15 protein-coding genes and 1 tRNA gene are annotated in these 15262 nt (G+C 68.1%); 7 read left to right on the top strand and 9 right to left on the bottom strand.

Translation table 11 applies throughout. The features are described from left to right. Positions 1–90 precede the first annotated feature (90 nt). From Ga0102493_RS13140 to Ga0102493_RS13130, 3 genes are read left to right on the top strand one after another with little or no spacing between them, the layout of a single operon-like run. Positions 91–1173 carry an efflux RND transporter periplasmic adaptor subunit gene (locus Ga0102493_RS13140; protein ID WP_069297550.1) on the top strand — a complete coding sequence of 361 codons (1083 nt, stop codon included), beginning with the start codon at positions 91–93 and terminating at the stop codon, positions 1171–1173. A 5-nt stretch (positions 1174–1178) separates the two neighbouring features. Next, positions 1179–4301 carry an efflux RND transporter permease subunit gene (locus tag Ga0102493_RS13135; protein ID WP_034903036.1) on the top strand — a complete coding sequence of 1041 codons (3123 nt, stop codon included), beginning with the start codon at positions 1179–1181 and terminating at the stop codon, positions 4299–4301. After that, positions 4298–5524, top strand: coding sequence for a TolC family protein (locus Ga0102493_RS13130; RefSeq protein ID WP_034903039.1), 1227 nt, complete (start codon positions 4298–4300; stop codon positions 5522–5524). Before Ga0102493_RS13135 ends, Ga0102493_RS13130 begins: the two co-directional genes overlap by 4 nt. 287 nt (positions 5525–5811) lie before the next feature. Here the strand turns inward: Ga0102493_RS13130 and Ga0102493_RS13125 are convergent. Beyond that, positions 5812–5904 (bottom strand) — tRNA-Ser (locus Ga0102493_RS13125). 401 nt (positions 5905–6305) lie between these two features. Between Ga0102493_RS13125 and Ga0102493_RS13120 the strand changes: the two genes are divergently transcribed. The 4 genes from Ga0102493_RS13120 to Ga0102493_RS13105 all read left to right on the top strand — a co-directional run bounded on the left by Ga0102493_RS13120 (position 6306) and on the right by Ga0102493_RS13105 (position 9141). Continuing rightward, on the top strand, positions 6306–7139 hold the full coding sequence (locus tag Ga0102493_RS13120) for a DUF1134 domain-containing protein (protein ID WP_081845612.1): 834 nt from the start codon (positions 6306–6308) through the stop codon (positions 7137–7139). Positions 7140–7212: 73 nt separating this feature from the next. Next, the gene (locus Ga0102493_RS13115) at positions 7213–8388 is read left to right on the top strand and encodes an amino acid aminotransferase (protein WP_034903046.1); all 1176 of its coding nucleotides are present in this window, start codon (positions 7213–7215) and stop codon (positions 8386–8388) included. A 140-nt stretch (positions 8389–8528) separates the two neighbouring features. Further along, a complete protein-coding gene (locus Ga0102493_RS13110; RefSeq protein WP_034903047.1) occupies positions 8529–8708 on the top strand; it encodes a hypothetical protein in 180 nt (59 codons plus the stop codon). 16 nt (positions 8709–8724) lie between these two features. Next, entirely contained in the window at positions 8725–9141 is a 417-nt protein-coding gene (locus Ga0102493_RS13105) for a PilZ domain-containing protein (protein WP_034903048.1), read from the top strand. On the opposite strand, the gene Ga0102493_RS13100 is transcribed toward Ga0102493_RS13105, so the two are convergent. From Ga0102493_RS13100 to Ga0102493_RS13065, 8 genes are all read right to left on the bottom strand, one after another. After that, positions 9138–10490, bottom strand: a complete 1353-nt coding sequence (locus Ga0102493_RS13100; protein WP_034903050.1) for an MBL fold metallo-hydrolase — start codon at positions 10488–10490, stop codon at positions 9138–9140. The two genes, Ga0102493_RS13105 and Ga0102493_RS13100, sit on opposite strands and share 4 nt — an antisense overlap. A gap of 70 nt (positions 10491–10560) precedes the next feature. Then, entirely contained in the window at positions 10561–11187 is a 627-nt protein-coding gene (locus Ga0102493_RS13095; protein ID WP_034903053.1) for a riboflavin synthase, read from the bottom strand. Positions 11188–11206: 19 nt separating this feature from the next. After that, positions 11207–12172: a bifunctional diaminohydroxyphosphoribosylaminopyrimidine deaminase/5-amino-6-(5-phosphoribosylamino)uracil reductase RibD gene (gene ribD / locus Ga0102493_RS13090; protein ID WP_150132480.1), complete on the bottom strand. Its 966-nt coding sequence runs from the start codon at positions 12170–12172 to the stop codon at positions 11207–11209. 29 nt (positions 12173–12201) lie between these two features. Then, positions 12202–12645, bottom strand: coding sequence for a hypothetical protein (locus Ga0102493_RS13085; protein ID WP_051697954.1), 444 nt, complete (start codon positions 12643–12645; stop codon positions 12202–12204). A gap of 75 nt (positions 12646–12720) precedes the next feature. Then, on the bottom strand, positions 12721–13299 hold the full coding sequence (locus Ga0102493_RS13080) for a DUF4402 domain-containing protein (protein WP_051697860.1): 579 nt from the start codon (positions 13297–13299) through the stop codon (positions 12721–12723). Positions 13300–13355: 56 nt separating this feature from the next. Beyond that, positions 13356–14078 (bottom strand): M48 family metallopeptidase, encoded by a 723-nt coding sequence (locus Ga0102493_RS13075; protein WP_034903059.1) that lies wholly within the window; start codon positions 14076–14078, stop codon positions 13356–13358. Further along, on the bottom strand, positions 14075–14569 hold the full coding sequence (locus Ga0102493_RS13070) for a YcgN family cysteine cluster protein (protein WP_051697863.1): 495 nt from the start codon (positions 14567–14569) through the stop codon (positions 14075–14077). The genes Ga0102493_RS13075 and Ga0102493_RS13070 overlap by 4 nt, the downstream gene beginning before the upstream one ends. Next, the gene (locus Ga0102493_RS13065) at positions 14557–15192 is read right to left on the bottom strand and encodes an SCO family protein (RefSeq protein ID WP_051697865.1); all 636 of its coding nucleotides are present in this window, start codon (positions 15190–15192) and stop codon (positions 14557–14559) included. The genes Ga0102493_RS13070 and Ga0102493_RS13065 overlap by 13 nt, the downstream gene beginning before the upstream one ends. Positions 15193–15262: the final 70 nt, after the last annotated feature.

Below are 15262 nucleotides of genomic sequence, written 5' to 3'. Positions count from 1 at the left end.
CCTTTCCGCCGCCCGGAGTGGCGCGCGAAACTGACAATAAGCTGGCAGGCTGACAAGTTGTTGTCAGCTTGGGAGCCCACACGGCGGGGCATGAAAACGCGTCCCATCGCCCTTCTTGCCGCCCTCGCCGCCATGGCGGGCCTGCCGGCCTGTTCCTCCCCCCAATCGGAACAGGCCGGCAGCGATGCAGGCGAGCCCGCCCAAGCCCCGGACGGCCTCGCGATCGAGACGGCCGAGGTTATGGAGATCGACGGCGTCCCGCTGGGCAGCGTGCCGGGGACGATCACCCTGCCGCCCGAAGCGCGAGTCGCGGTGACCGCTCCCTTTCCAGGGGCTGCGGTGCGGGTCTACGTGATCGAGGGCCAGCGCGTCGCGCGCGGCGATCCGCTTGCGCTCGTGCGCGCGGCGGAGCCGGTGCAGATCAGCGGCGAACTGGCCCGCGCGCGCTCGGCCGAGAAGCTGGCCGAGGCCCGCGCGAAGCGCCTCGCCCAGCTCGCCGAGGAAGGGATCATCGCCGAGGCGCGCGCCGACGAGGCGCAGGCGGAATACGAACAGGCCCGCGCGACCCGTGCGGAGGCGGCCCGCCTCGCGGCGCTCGGCGGGATCGGGCCGGACGGGACGATGACGCTGGCCGCGCCCATTTCCGGCCGCGTCGCCCATGTCGGGGTCGAAACGGGCGGCGGCGTCGACGGGATGGGCGCGCCCTTCGTGATCGAGGCCGACGGCGCCTATCAGGTCGAACTGCAATTGCCCGAACGGCTTGCGCGCGAAGTGCGGCCCGGCATGGCGGTCGAGATCGCGCTTCCCGGCGCGGACGGAGGGGCGCTGCAGGTGGGCGGACGTATCATCGCGGTCGCGCCTTCGATCGACCCGGCGACGCGCTCCGTCATGGCTCGCGCCAGCATCGGGGCCGCCCCGGGCGTGGTTGCCGGGCGCAATGTGAGCGTCATGATCCGCGGAGGCGGCGCAGGGCTCGCGGTTCCCGAGCGCGCGGTCAGCCGGATTGGCGGCGCCGACCACGTTTTCGTCCGCGAGGGCGAGGACTGGGCTCCCCGCCCGGTCGTCGTCGGAGCGGTCGGCGGCGGGCAGGCGGTCATCGCCGAGGGGCTGGAGGCGGGCGAAACGGTCGCGGCAAGCAGCATCGCCGAACTCAAGGCAATGAGCGCGGAGTAGGCGCAATGCTCAACAAGCTCGTCGAAAAGGCGCTATCCCTGCGCCTCGCCGTCCTCGGCCTTGCCGCGATCCTCGCCGGGATCGGGGGCTGGTCCTTTGCCAACCTGCCGATCGACGCCTTTCCCGACATCAGCACGACGCAGGTCAAGATCATCCTCAAGGCCCCCGGGATGACGCCGGAGGAAGTCGAGAGCCGCGTCGTCACCCCGCTCGAGATGGAACTGCTCGGCATCCCCGAACAGACCGTGCTGCGCTCGGTAGCCAAATACGCGATCGCCGACATCACGATCGATTTCGAGGACTCGACCGACATCTACTGGGCGCGCCAGCAGGTCGCCGAGCGGTTGAACGCGGCGATGGGCGACCTGCCGCCGACCGTCGAAGGCGGGCTCGCGCCGATCTCGACGCCCCTGTCCGAGATGTTCATGTTCACGCTCGAGGGCCCGCAAAGCCTCGCCGAGAAGCGCCGCGTGCTCGACTGGACGATCCGCCCCGCGCTGCGCACCGTACCGGGCGTCGCCGACGTCAATGCGCTGGGCGGCTATGTCGAGACTTTCGAGGTCGCTCCGCGCGTGAACGCGCTCGCCGCCGCGGGGCTTTCGACCACCGACCTCGCGGCCGCGATTCAAGCAAGCAATCGCAATGATGGCGCGGGCAGGCTCGCGAGCGGCGAGGAATCGCTCATCGTCCGCTCGACCGGGGCGATCCGCACGCTCGACGATCTCGCGGCTGTGGTGGTCCGTTCGCAGGGCGGCGCGGTGGTCCGCGTGGGCGATGTCGCCGACGTGCACACCGGCAGCCTGACGCGCTACGGCGCGGTCACCAAGAACGGCAGGGGCGAAGCGGTGCAGGGCCTCGTCATCGGCCTACGCGGGGCCGACGCCTCCAAGGTCGTCGAAGGGGTCAAGACGCGGCTTGAGGAAATCCAGCCAAGCCTTCCCGAAGGTATGAGCGTCGATGTCTTCTACGACCGCTCCGACCTCATCGGGCGCGCCGTGGGCACGGTCGAATCCGCCCTGCTCGAAGCGACGGTGCTGGTCGTCATCCTGCTGCTCCTGTTTCTCGGTGACCTGCGCGCCTCGGTGATCGTTGCTCTGGCCTTGCCGATGGCGGCGCTGCTGACCTTCATCTTCATGCGATCGATCGGGCTGACGGCGAACCTGATGAGCCTTGGCGGGCTCGCCATCGCAGTCGGCATCCTTGTCGACGGGGCGGTGGTCGTGGTGGAGAACGTGGTCGAGCGGCTGTCGGACGAAAAACACAAATCGCTCGGCAAGCTCCACAACGTCTATGTCGCCGCCGCCGAGGTCGCCAAGCCGGTCGCCTCGGGCCTCGCGATCATCGCGATCGTGTTCCTGCCGCTGCTCACGCTGGAAGGGCTGGAGGGCAAGTTGTTCGCTCCCGTGGCGCTCACCATTGTGCTCGCGCTCGCCTCGGCGCTGGTGCTGTCGCTGACGCTGGTCCCGGTGCTCGCCTATTACCTCCTCAAGGTGAAGGCGACCCGCGCCGAACACCACCACGAGCCCTGGCTGATGCGCCAGATCGCGCCGCGCTACCATGCGTTGCTCGTCGGGGCCTTCGCGCACAAGCGGCGGGTCTTCGCGGTCGCCGGGATCGGGCTCGCGCTCGCCGGGGCGGCCTACAGCGTGACGGGCAAGACCTTCCTGCCGGTGATGGACGAAGGATCGGTCATCGTGCAGCTGACCAAGCTGCCCTCGATCTCGCTCGAACACAGCGTCGAAGGCGACATGAAAGTGCAGCGCGCGATCCTTGAGAATGTGCCCGAAGTCGAGGCGGTGATCGCTCGCGTCGGCTCGGACGAGCTCGGCCTCGACCCGATGAGCCCGAACGAGACCGACAGCTTCCTCCAGCTGAAACCGCGCGAGGAATGGCGGGTCGAGGACAAGGACTGGCTGCTCGGCGAATTGCGCAATGTGATGGAGCGTTTCCCCGGGATAGAGCCGACCTTCACCCAGCCGATCGATATGCGGACCTCGGAAATGCTGACCGGCGCGCGTGGCGATCTTGCAATCAAGCTGTTCGGCCCGGACCTTGCCGAACTCTCGCGGCTGGCCGGCGAGATACAGGCGCGGCTCGAGGCGATCCCCGGCACGAGCGAGGCGATGACCGTCGCTAATGACCAGGTCGACTATCTCCTCGTGGACATCGACCGCGTCGCCGCGGGCCGGGTCGGGATGCCAGTCTCGGACCTCCAGGACATGATGCGCGCCCAGGTCGAAGGCGTGCGCAGCGGAGTCGTCAACGAGGGCGTGCGGCGCGTCCCGATCGTCGTGCGTGGGCAAGGTGGCGCGGGCGAGCTGGGCGCGCGGGAATTCGCCGACCTCGTCTACCGCTCGCCCACCGGCCAGCTCGTCCGCGCGAGCGATGTCGCCGATGTCAGCCGCGTCGAAGGCCCGGTCAAGCTCGAGCACGAGGACGGCTCGCGCTATGCCATGGTGCAGGCCTTCGTCTCGGGCCGCGACCTTGTCGGCTATGTCGAGGATGCGAGGGCCGACATTGCCGCCAATGTCCTGCTGCCGCCGGGGTACCGGCTCGAATGGGGCGGCCAGTTCGAAAACCAGCAGCGCGCCTCGGCCCGGCTCGCCGTGGTGCTGCCGGTTGCGATCCTGCTGATCTTCGGCGTGCTCTACGTGACGCTGCAATCGGTCCGGGCATCGCTGCTCATCCTCACCAACATCCCCTTCGCGGCGGTCGGCGGGATGATCGCGCTCGCCGTGTCGGGCGAATATCTCTCGGTCCCGGCCTCGGTCGGCTTCATCGCGCTGCTCGGCATTGCAGTGCTCAACGGGCTTGTCATGGTGACCTATTTCCGCCAGCTGCGCGAAGAGGGCGTCCCGCTCGCGCAGGCGGTGCGGCAGGGGGCCGAGCGGCGGCTGCGCCCGGTGCTGATGACCGCGAGCATCGCCGCCTTCGGCCTCGTCCCGTTGCTGTTCGCGACCGGGCCGGGCTCGGAAATCCAGAAGCCGCTCGCGATCGTCGTGATCGGCGGGCTGGTCTCGGCCACCCTGCTGACCCTCGTGCTTCTCCCGATCCTCTACGAACGCTTCGGAGAGGGGCCGCGCGAGCGCAGCGCCGACAGCGACACCGAGAAGGAGGCGCTGGCATGATCCGCAAGGCGCTTTTCCTCGCTCCCCTTCTGCTGGCGGGCGCCCCCGTCCTCGCCGAGCCCGGCCTGCCGCCCGAAGCTGCGGTCGAGCAGGCGCTCGAGGAGCATCCCGAGGTCAACGCCGCGCGCGCCCGGCTCGACGCGGCCCGGGCGCGGGCGAAGGGGCTCGCGCGCGGGCCTTACGAGTTCACGGTGCAGGGAACCTACCAGCGCCGCAATGTCCGCTCGGGCGGGGAATTCGACGAATACGACGCGATGCTCTCGCGCAGCTTCCGCCTGCCCGGCAAGGCCCGGCTCGACCGCGAGATCGGCCTCCACGGCATCGAGGCCGCCGAGAACATGGCCGAGGACGCGCGCCACGAAGCCGCGCTCGCGCTCGCCGCCTACTGGTTCGACTGGCTCGCCGCCTCCGCCGTGGCCGAAGTCGACCGGGCGGCGGTGGCGAATTACGAAACCGCGCTCGCCGCGCTCGAGCGGCGGCGCGACCTGCGCGACGCCTCGCAGCTCGAAGTCGACCGGGCGGCCGCCGCCCTCGCCGAAGCGCGCCGGGCGCTCGAACAGTCGAGCGGCATGGCTGATCTTGCCCGGTCGCGCCTCGCCGCGCGCTTTCCGGCTCTCGCCCTCCCGGCGCAGGCCCCGGACATTCCGTTGCCCGAAATGGCCGATGCGCGGCTTTCGCAGCTGGGCGACCTCGTGGTCGTCAACAGCCACCTCATCGCCGCCGCAGAGGCCGAAAGCGAGCGCATGGCCGCGATGGCCGACCGTGCGCAGCGCGACCGCGTGGCCGATCCCAACATCGGCCTCAGGGCTTTTTCCGAGTTCGGGGGCATCGAGCGCGGCGCGGGCGTGGTGGTGTCGGTCCTGCTGGGAGGCGGACACCGCGCCGCGCTGGCGAGCGAGGCGGGCGCCTCGGCTTCCGCGGCGTTGTCACAGGCGCAGCTCGCCCGCATCGAGATCGAGGAAACCGCGACGTCCGACGTGGTCGAGGCGCGCTATCGCATCGCCACCTGGGCGCGCGCCCGCGAGACGGTCGAGGCGCAGATGAAAGCCCTCGCAAAGCTGCGCCGCGGGCAGGAACTGGGCGAAATCGACCTTGCCGAACGGCTGCTGGGCGAACGCATGGTCCACGACGCCTTCCGCATCGAGGCCGAGGCCCGCGCGGACGCGATGCGGGCGATCACGAAGCTAAGGATCGACGCTCACGACCTCTGGATCGCGGACTGACAGCACCCGGTGGTTCGGGCCGGAAGCCGGACGCTATGTCAGCGCGCAGCGGCATTCGCCAGTGTCGCAAACGTCTCCTTTCCACCCATTTTCCGTCATTCCGCAAGGCTTGGCACTCGCCCGAAAGCGGACCGGCAGCTTTATCTTCGGCAGCGCTAAAGTAGGGGGCTTCGGCCATATCCTCGGTGCTGCTGCATGCATTATTCGCTGTGAGATCGAACCGCAGGGCAGGGGGTGGACGAACCCGTTAACCACTTAATGCATTGAATATAAAGGATAAAATGCGTTGGCGGAGACGGAGGGATTCGAACCCTCGATACCGCTATAAACGGTATGGTCCCTTAGCAGGGGACTGGTTTCAGCCACTCACCCACGTCTCCGCGACGCAACCTCGGCTGTGAGCCGCGCGCTATAGTCGGGCTGGCCGCGCGCTTCAAGGTGGCATTGTCGCTTTGCCTTCTTGCCGTGCGAGTTCAGTCCCTTGGCCGGAAACTGAAGAAACGGGCAGGATCGCGGCAGCGGTTCGCCGCACGTTCATACGCGGGCGGTTAGCCGATTCGCCTCGTCGCGTTTTCGATTCGCCTCGCCGAGAGCCGATTGCCGCTGCCCGAACGGATGACGGAGAAGGGCGGGCTCGCTTTGGGGGCGATCATGGCGCAAGGCGTCAACCATGAGGCAAGAGGCGGAATGCTGAACCATGACTGGACCTGACCGGATCACATCCGATGCCCGATGCCGGACCGCGCTGCGGCCGGTGGGACGGCTGTTCGCAGTCTTCGCCATGCTGCTCGCGGGGCTTGCCGGCCCGCTCGCGGCGCAGGACGCAGTCGAGACCTTCGATCCCGACGAGGCCTATTCCGCCCCGGCCGCGCCGGATGCGAACGGCGCGATCGATGCCGATCTCGCCCAGCCGCCGGTCGAGCCCCGGCCCGTGCCGCAGGAGCCGACCGAGGTCGAGACCTCGCGCGCGCCCGGCTTCAGCGACGATTTCGCCGATTACTCGGAGCCACCGGCCGACAGTTCGGAGACGGGCGTCCCGGTGGACGATCTGCCCGAATGGACCCGCGATTCCGGTGCCGAGCAGGCGCCGGAAATGGCCGAGACGGTTCCCCAGGGGGCAGCCGCCGATCCGGCGACCTATGGCGAGGATGACCTGATCGGCGCTGCCGAAGGCGTGTTCGGCAAGGGTGCGGAGGGCCTCGCCCGATTGATCGAGGACCTTCTGAAAAAGCAGGGCGAACCCAATGGCTACATCGTCGGGCGCGAGGCTGGCGGGGCCTTCATCGTCGGTGCGCGCTACGGGTCCGGCACGCTCCATCACAAGGTCGAGGGGACGCGCAAGGTCTACTGGACCGGCCCTTCGATCGGCTTCGATGCCGGGGCCAATGCGGGCAATACCTTCGTCCTGGTCTACAACCTGTTCGACACCGAGGACCTCTACGAACGCTTTCCGGCGGGCGAAGGGCAGGCCTATTTCGTAGGCGGGATGACCGCGAGCTACCTGCGCAAGGGCGATATCGTGCTGATCCCGATCCGGGTCGGTGCGGGGCTGCGGCTCGGCGTCAATGCGGGCTACATGAAATTCTCCAAGAAGCAGCGCTGGCTGCCCTTCTGACGCTGCACCGGCCGCGCGACGCGGGCGATTCCCGGTTGCAGCGCGGCCATCGGCGCGGCAGGAGGCGCTTGCCATGCTCGAACGACTCGAACCCCAATCGCCCGACGCGCTGCTCGCGCTGATCAAGCTTCACGCCGCCGATCCGCGCGGCGACAAGATCGACCTCGGCGTCGGCGTCTATCGTACCGAGGAGGGCGCGACCCCGGTTTTCGCCGCGATCAAGGATGCCGAACAGCGCCTGATCGATGATCAGGACAGCAAATCCTATCTCGGCCCGGAAGGCGACATGGGCTTCGTCAACGCGCTCATGCCCTGGATATTCGGCGAGGACGCGACCATGGGCGGGCGGATCGCCGGGATGCAGACGCCGGGCGGGACCGGCGCGGTGCGGCTCGCCGCGGCGCTGGCGCAGAAAGCGGGGATGAAGCGGCTTCACATGGGCGTGCCGAGCTGGCCGAACCATGCCCAGATCCTCGGCGATCTGGGGCTCGAAATCGCTCCCTTCGATCATGCGAGCGCCGACGGGACCGCCGATATCGACGCGGTGCTCGGTGCGATCCGGAGCGCGGGCGCGGACGAAGGCGTGCTGCTGCATGGCTGCTGCCACAACCCGACCGGCATCGACTACACCCCCGAGGAATGGGCGCAGATCGCCGATGCGTTCGAGATGTCGGGCGCCTTTCCGATCATCGACACCGCCTATCAGGGCCTCGGGCGCGGTCTCGAGGAGGACGCGGCGGGCCTGCGAATGGTCCTGGCGAAAGTGCCCGAGGCATTCATCGCCTATAGTTGCGACAAGAATTTCGGCATGTATCGCGACCGGGTGGGAGCCTTCTACATCCTTTCCGATGGCAAGGAGACGCTCGACAGGGCCTTTTCCAACGCCAATGCGCTGGCCCGGGCGAGCTGGTCGATGCCGCCCGATCACGGCGCCGCCGCGGTGCGCCTGATCCTGCGCGACAACGCGCTTACGCAGATGTGGCAGGACGAACTCGATGCGATGCGCGCGCGGATGCGACAGGTGCGCGACCGGCTCGCGGCTGCGGGCATGGCGGGCAGCGTCGACCTCGCCCCGCTCGGGCGGCAGAACGGGCTGTTCTCGATGCTCCCCGTGACCAAGGAGCAGGTCGCGAGCCTGCGCGAGGATCATGCGATCTACATGGCAGGGTCGGGCCGCATCAATGTCGCTGGTCTGACAATGGGCAATATCGACCGCTTCATCGATGCGATCGCCGAGGTGACCGGCTAGGAGCCTCCCCGGGGAATTCATCAAGTATCTGATATTATTCGGTAAACGCCGAATTAACGGCCTGTGAAGGTTCTCACATATATCGTCGGGCGACAAAAACCCGAACGGGTCGCGCCTGATAATCCATGAGGAGACATCACATGGCCACCAATCCGACCGGCGCCGACGATCCTGCCATGGGTCGTCGCAAAGGCGACCGGCGAGAGGCGCAGGAACCCTTCGAGGGCGCCGACCGCCGTGCCGGCGAGCGCCGCGCAGGCGGTGATCGCCGCCGGTTCGAGCGCCGTTCGGGCGTCGATCGCCGCGCCGATCAGGACTGAAGGGGCGCTGGCGCAGATGGGGATCAGCGAAAACCTGGAATCGGTCGAACGGCGCTATGCCAGGCGCCGCCATATCAATATGGGCGCGGTGCTCAAGGGCACGGACGGGGCTGAATATCGCGGCACGATCCGCAACATTTCCGAAACGGGCTGCCTGTTCGGTTGCGACGGAGCGGCAGGGCCGACGCCCGGTGCGCATTACAGCCTCCGCATAGAAGGGCTCGAAGTGCAGGTCGTATGCGCCGCGTGGTCCGAGGACGGCCATGCCGGGCTCGAACTGGCTGAACCGCTGCACCCGGCGGTCGTCGACGATCTCGTGCGGGCGGCGCTGCTGGCGCTCGCCGCCAATGCGCGCCAGGACCGGCAAGGCAATCGCGAGCGGCTCGAAGACCTGCCGCCGCTTTCGCGCGGGCGGCGCGGTTCGCTGCTCTAGCCGTGGGCCCGGGACCAGGCGCCCATCGAGCCGAGATAGATGTCGAGGTGTTCGAAGCCTCGTGAAACGAGCCAGCCGGCCGCGACCGTAGCGCGCATCCCGCTCGCGCACATCAAGGTGTAATGCCGCGCCGGGTCGAGATCGCGCCAGCCTTCGTTGAGATGGCCGACATAGAGATGCAGTGACCCGTCGATCGCGCCGCTTGCGCGCTCGTCGGCATCGCGCACGTCGAGCAGGGTCCATTCCCCCTCGTCCTCCTCCAGCCTGTGTGCGACCGTCCCGGTGCGCACCATCGGGATCGTTCGCATGTCCGCGCCCCCGGCTGCTGCCGGGACAACGCCGACATAGCCGCCCGCGATCCGATCGAACCCGATCCGCGCAAGATGCTCCATGGCCGCTGCCAGCTGCGCCTGGTCCGAAGCCACCAGTCCGATGCGATTCTCCTCGCCGATGAACCAGCCCGCAAAGGCGCTGATCATGCCGGTCGGCAGGCTCATCGATCCGCCAAGGTGGCCCGAGGCGAAGGCGAGCGGGTCGCGCACGTCGACCAGGCGATCGCATTCCGCTTCGCGCAGCTGCGCGAGCGAAAGAACCCGGGGCCGCAGAACGCGCGGCGCCGGGGCGGCTCCATCCATGTTGAGCTGTTCCATCAGGCGGAAATAGGGCGGCTGATAATGGTTCTCGTCGATCTTGAATGCGATGAACTTGTCGCGGCTCGAGAATTGCAGGCGCGGATTGTTGCGCCTTTCGTGGCCGATGGTCGAGAATTCACGCTCGGCCATGCCCGACCCGCAGACCGAGCCTGCACCATGCGCCGGATAGACGATCGCCTGATCGCCGAGTCCGAGCAGTTTCTGCAGCGAATCGTAAAGGAGCCCTGCGACCTCGCGCTTGCGATCGGGGTAGAAATCGGTCCGTCCGACATCGCCCACAAAAAGCGCGTCGCCCGTGAAGACGCCGACGGCGCCATCGGGATATTCGGTGTCGTGGATCGCATAGGCGAGATGGTCGTCGGTATGGCCCGGTGTCTCGATCACCTCGATGCGAAGCTGGCCGATATCGACGGTGTCGCCGTCACGCGCGGTGTCGGCGAAGACGACAGGGCGTTCGGGGTTCGGGCCGTGGAGCACCTTGGCCCCGGTCATGGCAGCAAGGATCGGCGAGCCGGAGACGAGGTCCTCGTTGCGGTGGGTTTCGAGGATATGGGTGATCTCGAGGCCTGCCGCGCGCGCTTTTTCGAGATAGATCTCGCAGTCGCGGCGCGGATCGACCACCGCTGCCTTCCCGCCCGCTCCGACGAGGTAGGACAGGTGCGACAGGCCCGGTGTCTTGATGGTTTCGAGGATCATGGCTGCTCTCCCTTTTGCTGTGTGCCCAAGCAATGGGATAGGCGCGCCCCGTGTTCCTACTGAGGCGGCGCTATCGGCCCGACCCTGTAAGGCCCTGCATGCGCTTGAGATAGCGTGCGAGCACGTCGATCTCGAGATTGACATGCGCACCTACTGCAAGCTGGCCCAGCGTGGTGACCTCGGCGGTGTGGGGGATGATGTTGAGTGCGAAATCGCATGCGCCGTCGGCCCTGTCGCGCACGTCGTTGACGGTAAGCGAGACCCCGTCCACCGTGATCGATCCCTTCTCCGCGATGAAGGGTGCCATTTCGGCCCGCGCCCGGATCGCGACGAGCCACGAATCCCCGGTGCGCTTGTGAGCGACGACTTCGCCGATCGAATCCACATGGCCCGTCACGATATGTCCGCCCAGCTCGTCGCCGAGCCGCAGCGAAGGTTCGAGATTGAGCCGGCGGCCTTCCTCCCACATGCCCGGCACAGAGCGCGAGACGGTTTCGCCCGAGACGTCGACATCGAACCACGCATCGCCCTTCGTGCCGCCGCGCGCGACGACCGTCAGGCAAACGCCCGAACAGGCGATCGAGGCACCGATGTCGATCCGTTCGGGATCGAGCGGGGCGGCGATGCGCACGCGCCGGTCGCCGCGCTGCTCGCTGCTCTGGATGGTGCCGATGGCGGTGACGATGCCGGTGAACATTGGGGGGCGTGCTCCTTCGCTAGCGGACGCGCTGATAGGCGGTGAAGCTGTCGCTGCCAAGCTGGCAGCAATAGCTGCGCCGCCAGCGGCCATGCGCGTGTTCGAGCCCGTCCGGACCGTCGAGCCCGAGGCTCCCGAGCGCGCGCAGCCCGTCGCCGATCACGATGGGCGCGCGGTAGAGGTGCAGTTCGTCGACGAGATCGGCTTCGAGAAAGGCCGAGGCCGCCCCGGCGCCGCCTTCGACATAGACCGAGAGCACGCCATCGAGATCCGCGATGTCGGCCGGTTCGTTGACGACCGTGACGCCGTCCGGCTTGACCCCGCGCGTGAGCACCAGGCGCTGCGGGCTGCGCTCTTCGAGCCCTCGCAGGCGCACGTCGAGCCGCGGGCGATCCGCCCGCCACGTTCCCCCGCCGACAAGGATCGCATCGTGGCGCGCACGCATCGCGTGAACATGGGCGCGCGCTTCATCGCCGGTGATCCATTGGCTGGTGCCGTCGGCCAGCGCGATGCAGCCGTCGAGCGATAGCGCGAGCTTGAGCGTGACCCGGGGCCGACCGAGCCGGCGAAGCGTGAGATAATCAGCAAGGCTGGCTGCGGATGCCGCATCGTCGAGCAGCGCGACGTCTATCCCGGCGCGTTCGAGCCGGGCGATGCCCTCGCCAGCGGTGCGCGGGTCGGGGTCGCGCTGGCCGATCACCACCCGCGCCGGGGCAGCATCGGCGACTACGTCGCAGCAGGCCGGCCCGCGCTTCGAGGCATGGGCACACGGTTCGAGCGTGACATGGAGGGTCATCCCCTTGGCGCCGCCACCGGCGAATGCTTCGAGCGCAATCGCCTCGGCATGCGGGCGCCCGCTTTCGCGGGTCCAGCCGCGCGCCATGACGCGGGGCCGTTCGCCTTCGGAAAGGAGCAGCGCCCCGACTCCCGGATTGGGACGGCAGAGTGGGCGCGCGCGCAGGGCGAGCCGTGCCGCGGCAGCCATCCACGCCTCGTCGCCTGTCGCCGGCGCGCCTATTGCGCGGGTCCTTCGCCGCTGTCCTGTTCGGCTCCCGCTGCCTCGGCTGCGGCCTGTTCGGCGGCGCGTTCCTCTTCGGCGCGGCGCTCGATCTCCTCGACATCCATGCCCGTCGCCCGGCCAAGCGCCTTGTAGAGCTCGCGCTTGCGTTCCGCGATCGCCTCGGCCCGCGCCTCGCGCAGTTCCTTGACCTCCTGATTTTCCAGATTCGAGGCCATGATCTCCTCATCCGTGCGGTCGGGATCGAGGGTCGTGATGTAAGTGACCGTGGGCCGTGCCGGTTCCTTGTAATGGGTCTCGTTCGAAAGCCAGGCGAATATCACCACCAGCGGCAGGCAGGACGCGGCGAGGATCGGCCAGCGATAGGGGTTCGGCTTCCTGAACTCGTGCCAGAAATCGAGCGCCCCCGTCTTGGGGTTGAAGCGTGAATGGGACAGCATGCGGGAGAACATGGGCGCAATATAGGTGACCGCGCGCCCGCGCGCCAGTTCCCTTCGTCGCGGGCGGCGGAGGTCCTAAAGGTAGGTCACGCTGATCGGCACGCGCCCGCGCAGGTCGCCGCCGGCGCGTTCGTCGCCGCTGATGACGAGCGTGCCCGCAAAGGAGAATTCGAGCCGCCCGTTTTCGTCGAGCACCGGCATGGCCGGCAGCGAGGTGGCGAAATCGCGCAGCCGCGCCTGCCCTCCGAGAATTCCGCGCATCTCGATCTCGAAAGGGAATTGGACATTGATCGGCTCGAACGGGGCGCCCGTCACGATCGCGCGGCCGGTGATCGGCATGCCGCCGAGATCGTCGACATCGCCGAACAGCCGCTTTTCGCCGGTATCGAGATCGAGCAGGACGCGCCCTTCGCCCCGGCCGATGATGACGACGCGGCCGAAATCCATGTCGGAATCGATCTCGATCGATAGCCGCTGGCAATTGCGGTTCCGGTTGCCGTTGCCATTGCCATTGCCATTCTGGTTGCCCTTGCCGCGGCAGCCGGGCGGCAGGTCGCACTGCGGGCACGCGCCTTGCGCCAGCGCCGGCGGCGCGGCGGCGGGCAGGGCAAGCCCGAGAAGGGGGGCGAGCAGCAGGAAAACCCGTGCGAACATGACCGCCGGTTAACAGGCCATGGTTAACGAGCTGCTAAGCATGCTGGCGAAGGCAATCAGCCGAAGGCGGCGTAGAGCGAGCGGCCCTGTTGCTTGAGCCAGCCATCGGCGGTGCGGATTTCGCCTTCGTAGATGTGTGCGAGCAGGGCGTGAAAGGCGGGCGAATGGTCGAAATGGACCAGGTGCGCGACTTCGTGTGCGACGACCGAGCGGCGGACGAAATCGGGTGCCTGCACCAGCCGCCAGTTGATGCGGATGCGGCTCATGTCCGAACAGCTACCCCAGCGCCGCTGTGCGCGCGAAAGGGCGATTGGGACAGGGTCGAGCCCGGCGGCGGTGCAGTAATCGTACATGTCCGCCTCGACCAGCGCCAGTGCCTCGCGTTCGAGCCAGCGCCGCAGCCGCCCTTCGATCCCGTCAATCGGCCCGCCCACGCGCAGCGCGCCATCCGCCAGGCGCGGCGTGCGCGGCGCGGTCTCGGCCCAGTCGATGCGCAGGGCCTCTCCCCGCAGCAATACGTCGCCGCCCGGTCGCGGAGCGGCGCGGCGCGGGATCCTGGCGTGCTGCTGGGCCAGCCAGTCGGTACGGGCATGGGCGAACGCGATCGCCTGCGCGCGCGGCGCCCAATGGGGCACGGTCAGGCGCACCTCGCTGCCGTCGGGCGCGAGGCGCAGGGTGAGCCGCCGCGCGCGTTTGTGCTGGCGCAGGACGATCGGCACGCGCTCGCCGTTGAGTTCGATCTCGGGATCGATCGCGGCTCGGCGCAGCCAGAGCGTCATGTCTCATCCCCGCTTTCCGCGAGGACCGGCGGCTCGAGCGCGTCCATGTCGGGCGCGGGCCATTCGACGATATGGTGTTCGAGCGGGCCTGCCTCGGTCTCGCTTACCACGCGGCCCGCGACCGAGACGCCGACTCGGTGCACCGCCTCGCGGTCTCCGCAGACGAGATAGTGCCAGCTCGGCAGCAGGCGCCCGGCGGCCCTCAGGCGATAGGCGCATGTCGAAGGCAGCCAGGGCACGTCCTCGACGATGGAAAGCGTCAGGCGCAGGCAATCGGGCACTAAGGCCTTGCGGTTGCGATAGTCGCGGCAACGCGCGGTTCCGGTATCTAGCAGCTTGCAGGCGACATTGGTGTCGGAAATCTCGCCCGTATCGGCATCCTCGATCTTGTGCAGGCAGCACTTGCCGCAGCCATCGCACAGCGCCTCCCACTCGGCGCGGTTGAGTTCGCCGAGCGGCATGGTCCAGAAGCTTTCCCTCAGCTCGCCCATTTCCGGATCTCGGCGGCAAAGGCCTGCGCGCCTTCGCGGCCCGGCTGGTCGGTCGGCAGCGGGGCGATCGGTTCGCCCTCGGGACCGAACAGGTAGGTGATGCGCGAATGTTCCATCAGGTAGCCCCCGTCGGGCGTTTCCTCGCCCCTGGCGGCATAGACCGCGAATTCCTCCACCGCCTTGTCTACCTGCGCCTGCGTGCCGGTGAGGCCGATGATATCGTCGGAAAAGGCGCTGGTGAATTCGCCGACGACCTCGGGCGTGTCGCGCGCGGGATCGACGGTGATGAAGATCGGCTGGACGCGCGCGGCGAGTTCGGGATCGCTTTCCTCCAGCGTCTTCATTCCCTGCGCGATGCGCTGCATGTCGGTCGGGCAGATGTCGGGGCAATAGGCGAAACCGAAATAGACCACGCGGTATTTGCCGGCGAAATCGTCCCATCGCACCGTCTCGCCCGCACTGTTCACCAGTTCGAACGGCCCGCCGATGCTGGAACCGGCGAGCGGCGGATCGATCGGAGCGGACGCTTCGGGCGCACAGGCGGCCAACATGAGCACGCACGCCAGCGCGGCAAGCGTTCCGGAAGCGGTGGATCGGGCGGAGGTCTTGGCGTGTGGGTTCATGCTCTGCTAACTGGCGATGTGACAGCGGGGCGGCGTGGTCGAAAACGTTCGACGGGCCGCGCCCGTGCAA

This window comes from Erythrobacter litoralis, assembly GCF_001719165.1.
GTDB lineage: Bacteria > Pseudomonadota > Alphaproteobacteria > Sphingomonadales > Sphingomonadaceae > Erythrobacter > Erythrobacter litoralis.
This window is presented reverse-complemented; position numbering and strand designations above follow the sequence as displayed.

Coding starts and splice junctions, on each gene's coding strand:
- Ga0102493_RS13140 (WP_069297550.1), top strand. CDS start 91: ATGAAAACGCGTCCCATCGCCCTTCTTGCCGCCCTCGCCGCCATGGCG.
- Ga0102493_RS13135 (WP_034903036.1), top strand. CDS start 1,179: ATGCTCAACAAGCTCGTCGAAAAGGCGCTATCCCTGCGCCTCGCCGTC.
- Ga0102493_RS13130 (WP_034903039.1), top strand. CDS start 4,298: ATGATCCGCAAGGCGCTTTTCCTCGCTCCCCTTCTGCTGGCGGGCGCC.
- Ga0102493_RS13120 (WP_081845612.1), top strand. CDS start 6,306: ATGCTGCTCGCGGGGCTTGCCGGCCCGCTCGCGGCGCAGGACGCAGTC.
- Ga0102493_RS13115 (WP_034903046.1), top strand. CDS start 7,213: ATGCTCGAACGACTCGAACCCCAATCGCCCGACGCGCTGCTCGCGCTG.
- Ga0102493_RS13110 (WP_034903047.1), top strand. CDS start 8,529: ATGGCCACCAATCCGACCGGCGCCGACGATCCTGCCATGGGTCGTCGC.
- Ga0102493_RS13105 (WP_034903048.1), top strand. CDS start 8,725: ATGGGGATCAGCGAAAACCTGGAATCGGTCGAACGGCGCTATGCCAGG.
- Ga0102493_RS13100 (WP_034903050.1), bottom strand. CDS start 10,490: ATGATCCTCGAAACCATCAAGACACCGGGCCTGTCGCACCTGTCCTAC.
- Ga0102493_RS13095 (WP_034903053.1), bottom strand. CDS start 11,187: ATGTTCACCGGCATCGTCACCGCCATCGGCACCATCCAGAGCAGCGAG.
- ribD (WP_150132480.1), bottom strand. CDS start 12,172: ATGGCTGCCGCGGCACGGCTCGCCCTGCGCGCGCGCCCACTCTGCCGT.
- Ga0102493_RS13085 (WP_051697954.1), bottom strand. CDS start 12,645: ATGCTGTCCCATTCACGCTTCAACCCCAAGACGGGGGCGCTCGATTTC.
- Ga0102493_RS13080 (WP_051697860.1), bottom strand. CDS start 13,299: ATGTTCGCACGGGTTTTCCTGCTGCTCGCCCCCCTTCTCGGGCTTGCC.
- Ga0102493_RS13075 (WP_034903059.1), bottom strand. CDS start 14,078: ATGACGCTCTGGCTGCGCCGAGCCGCGATCGATCCCGAGATCGAACTC.
- Ga0102493_RS13070 (WP_051697863.1), bottom strand. CDS start 14,569: ATGGGCGAGCTGAGGGAAAGCTTCTGGACCATGCCGCTCGGCGAACTC.
- Ga0102493_RS13065 (WP_051697865.1), bottom strand. CDS start 15,192: ATGAACCCACACGCCAAGACCTCCGCCCGATCCACCGCTTCCGGAACG.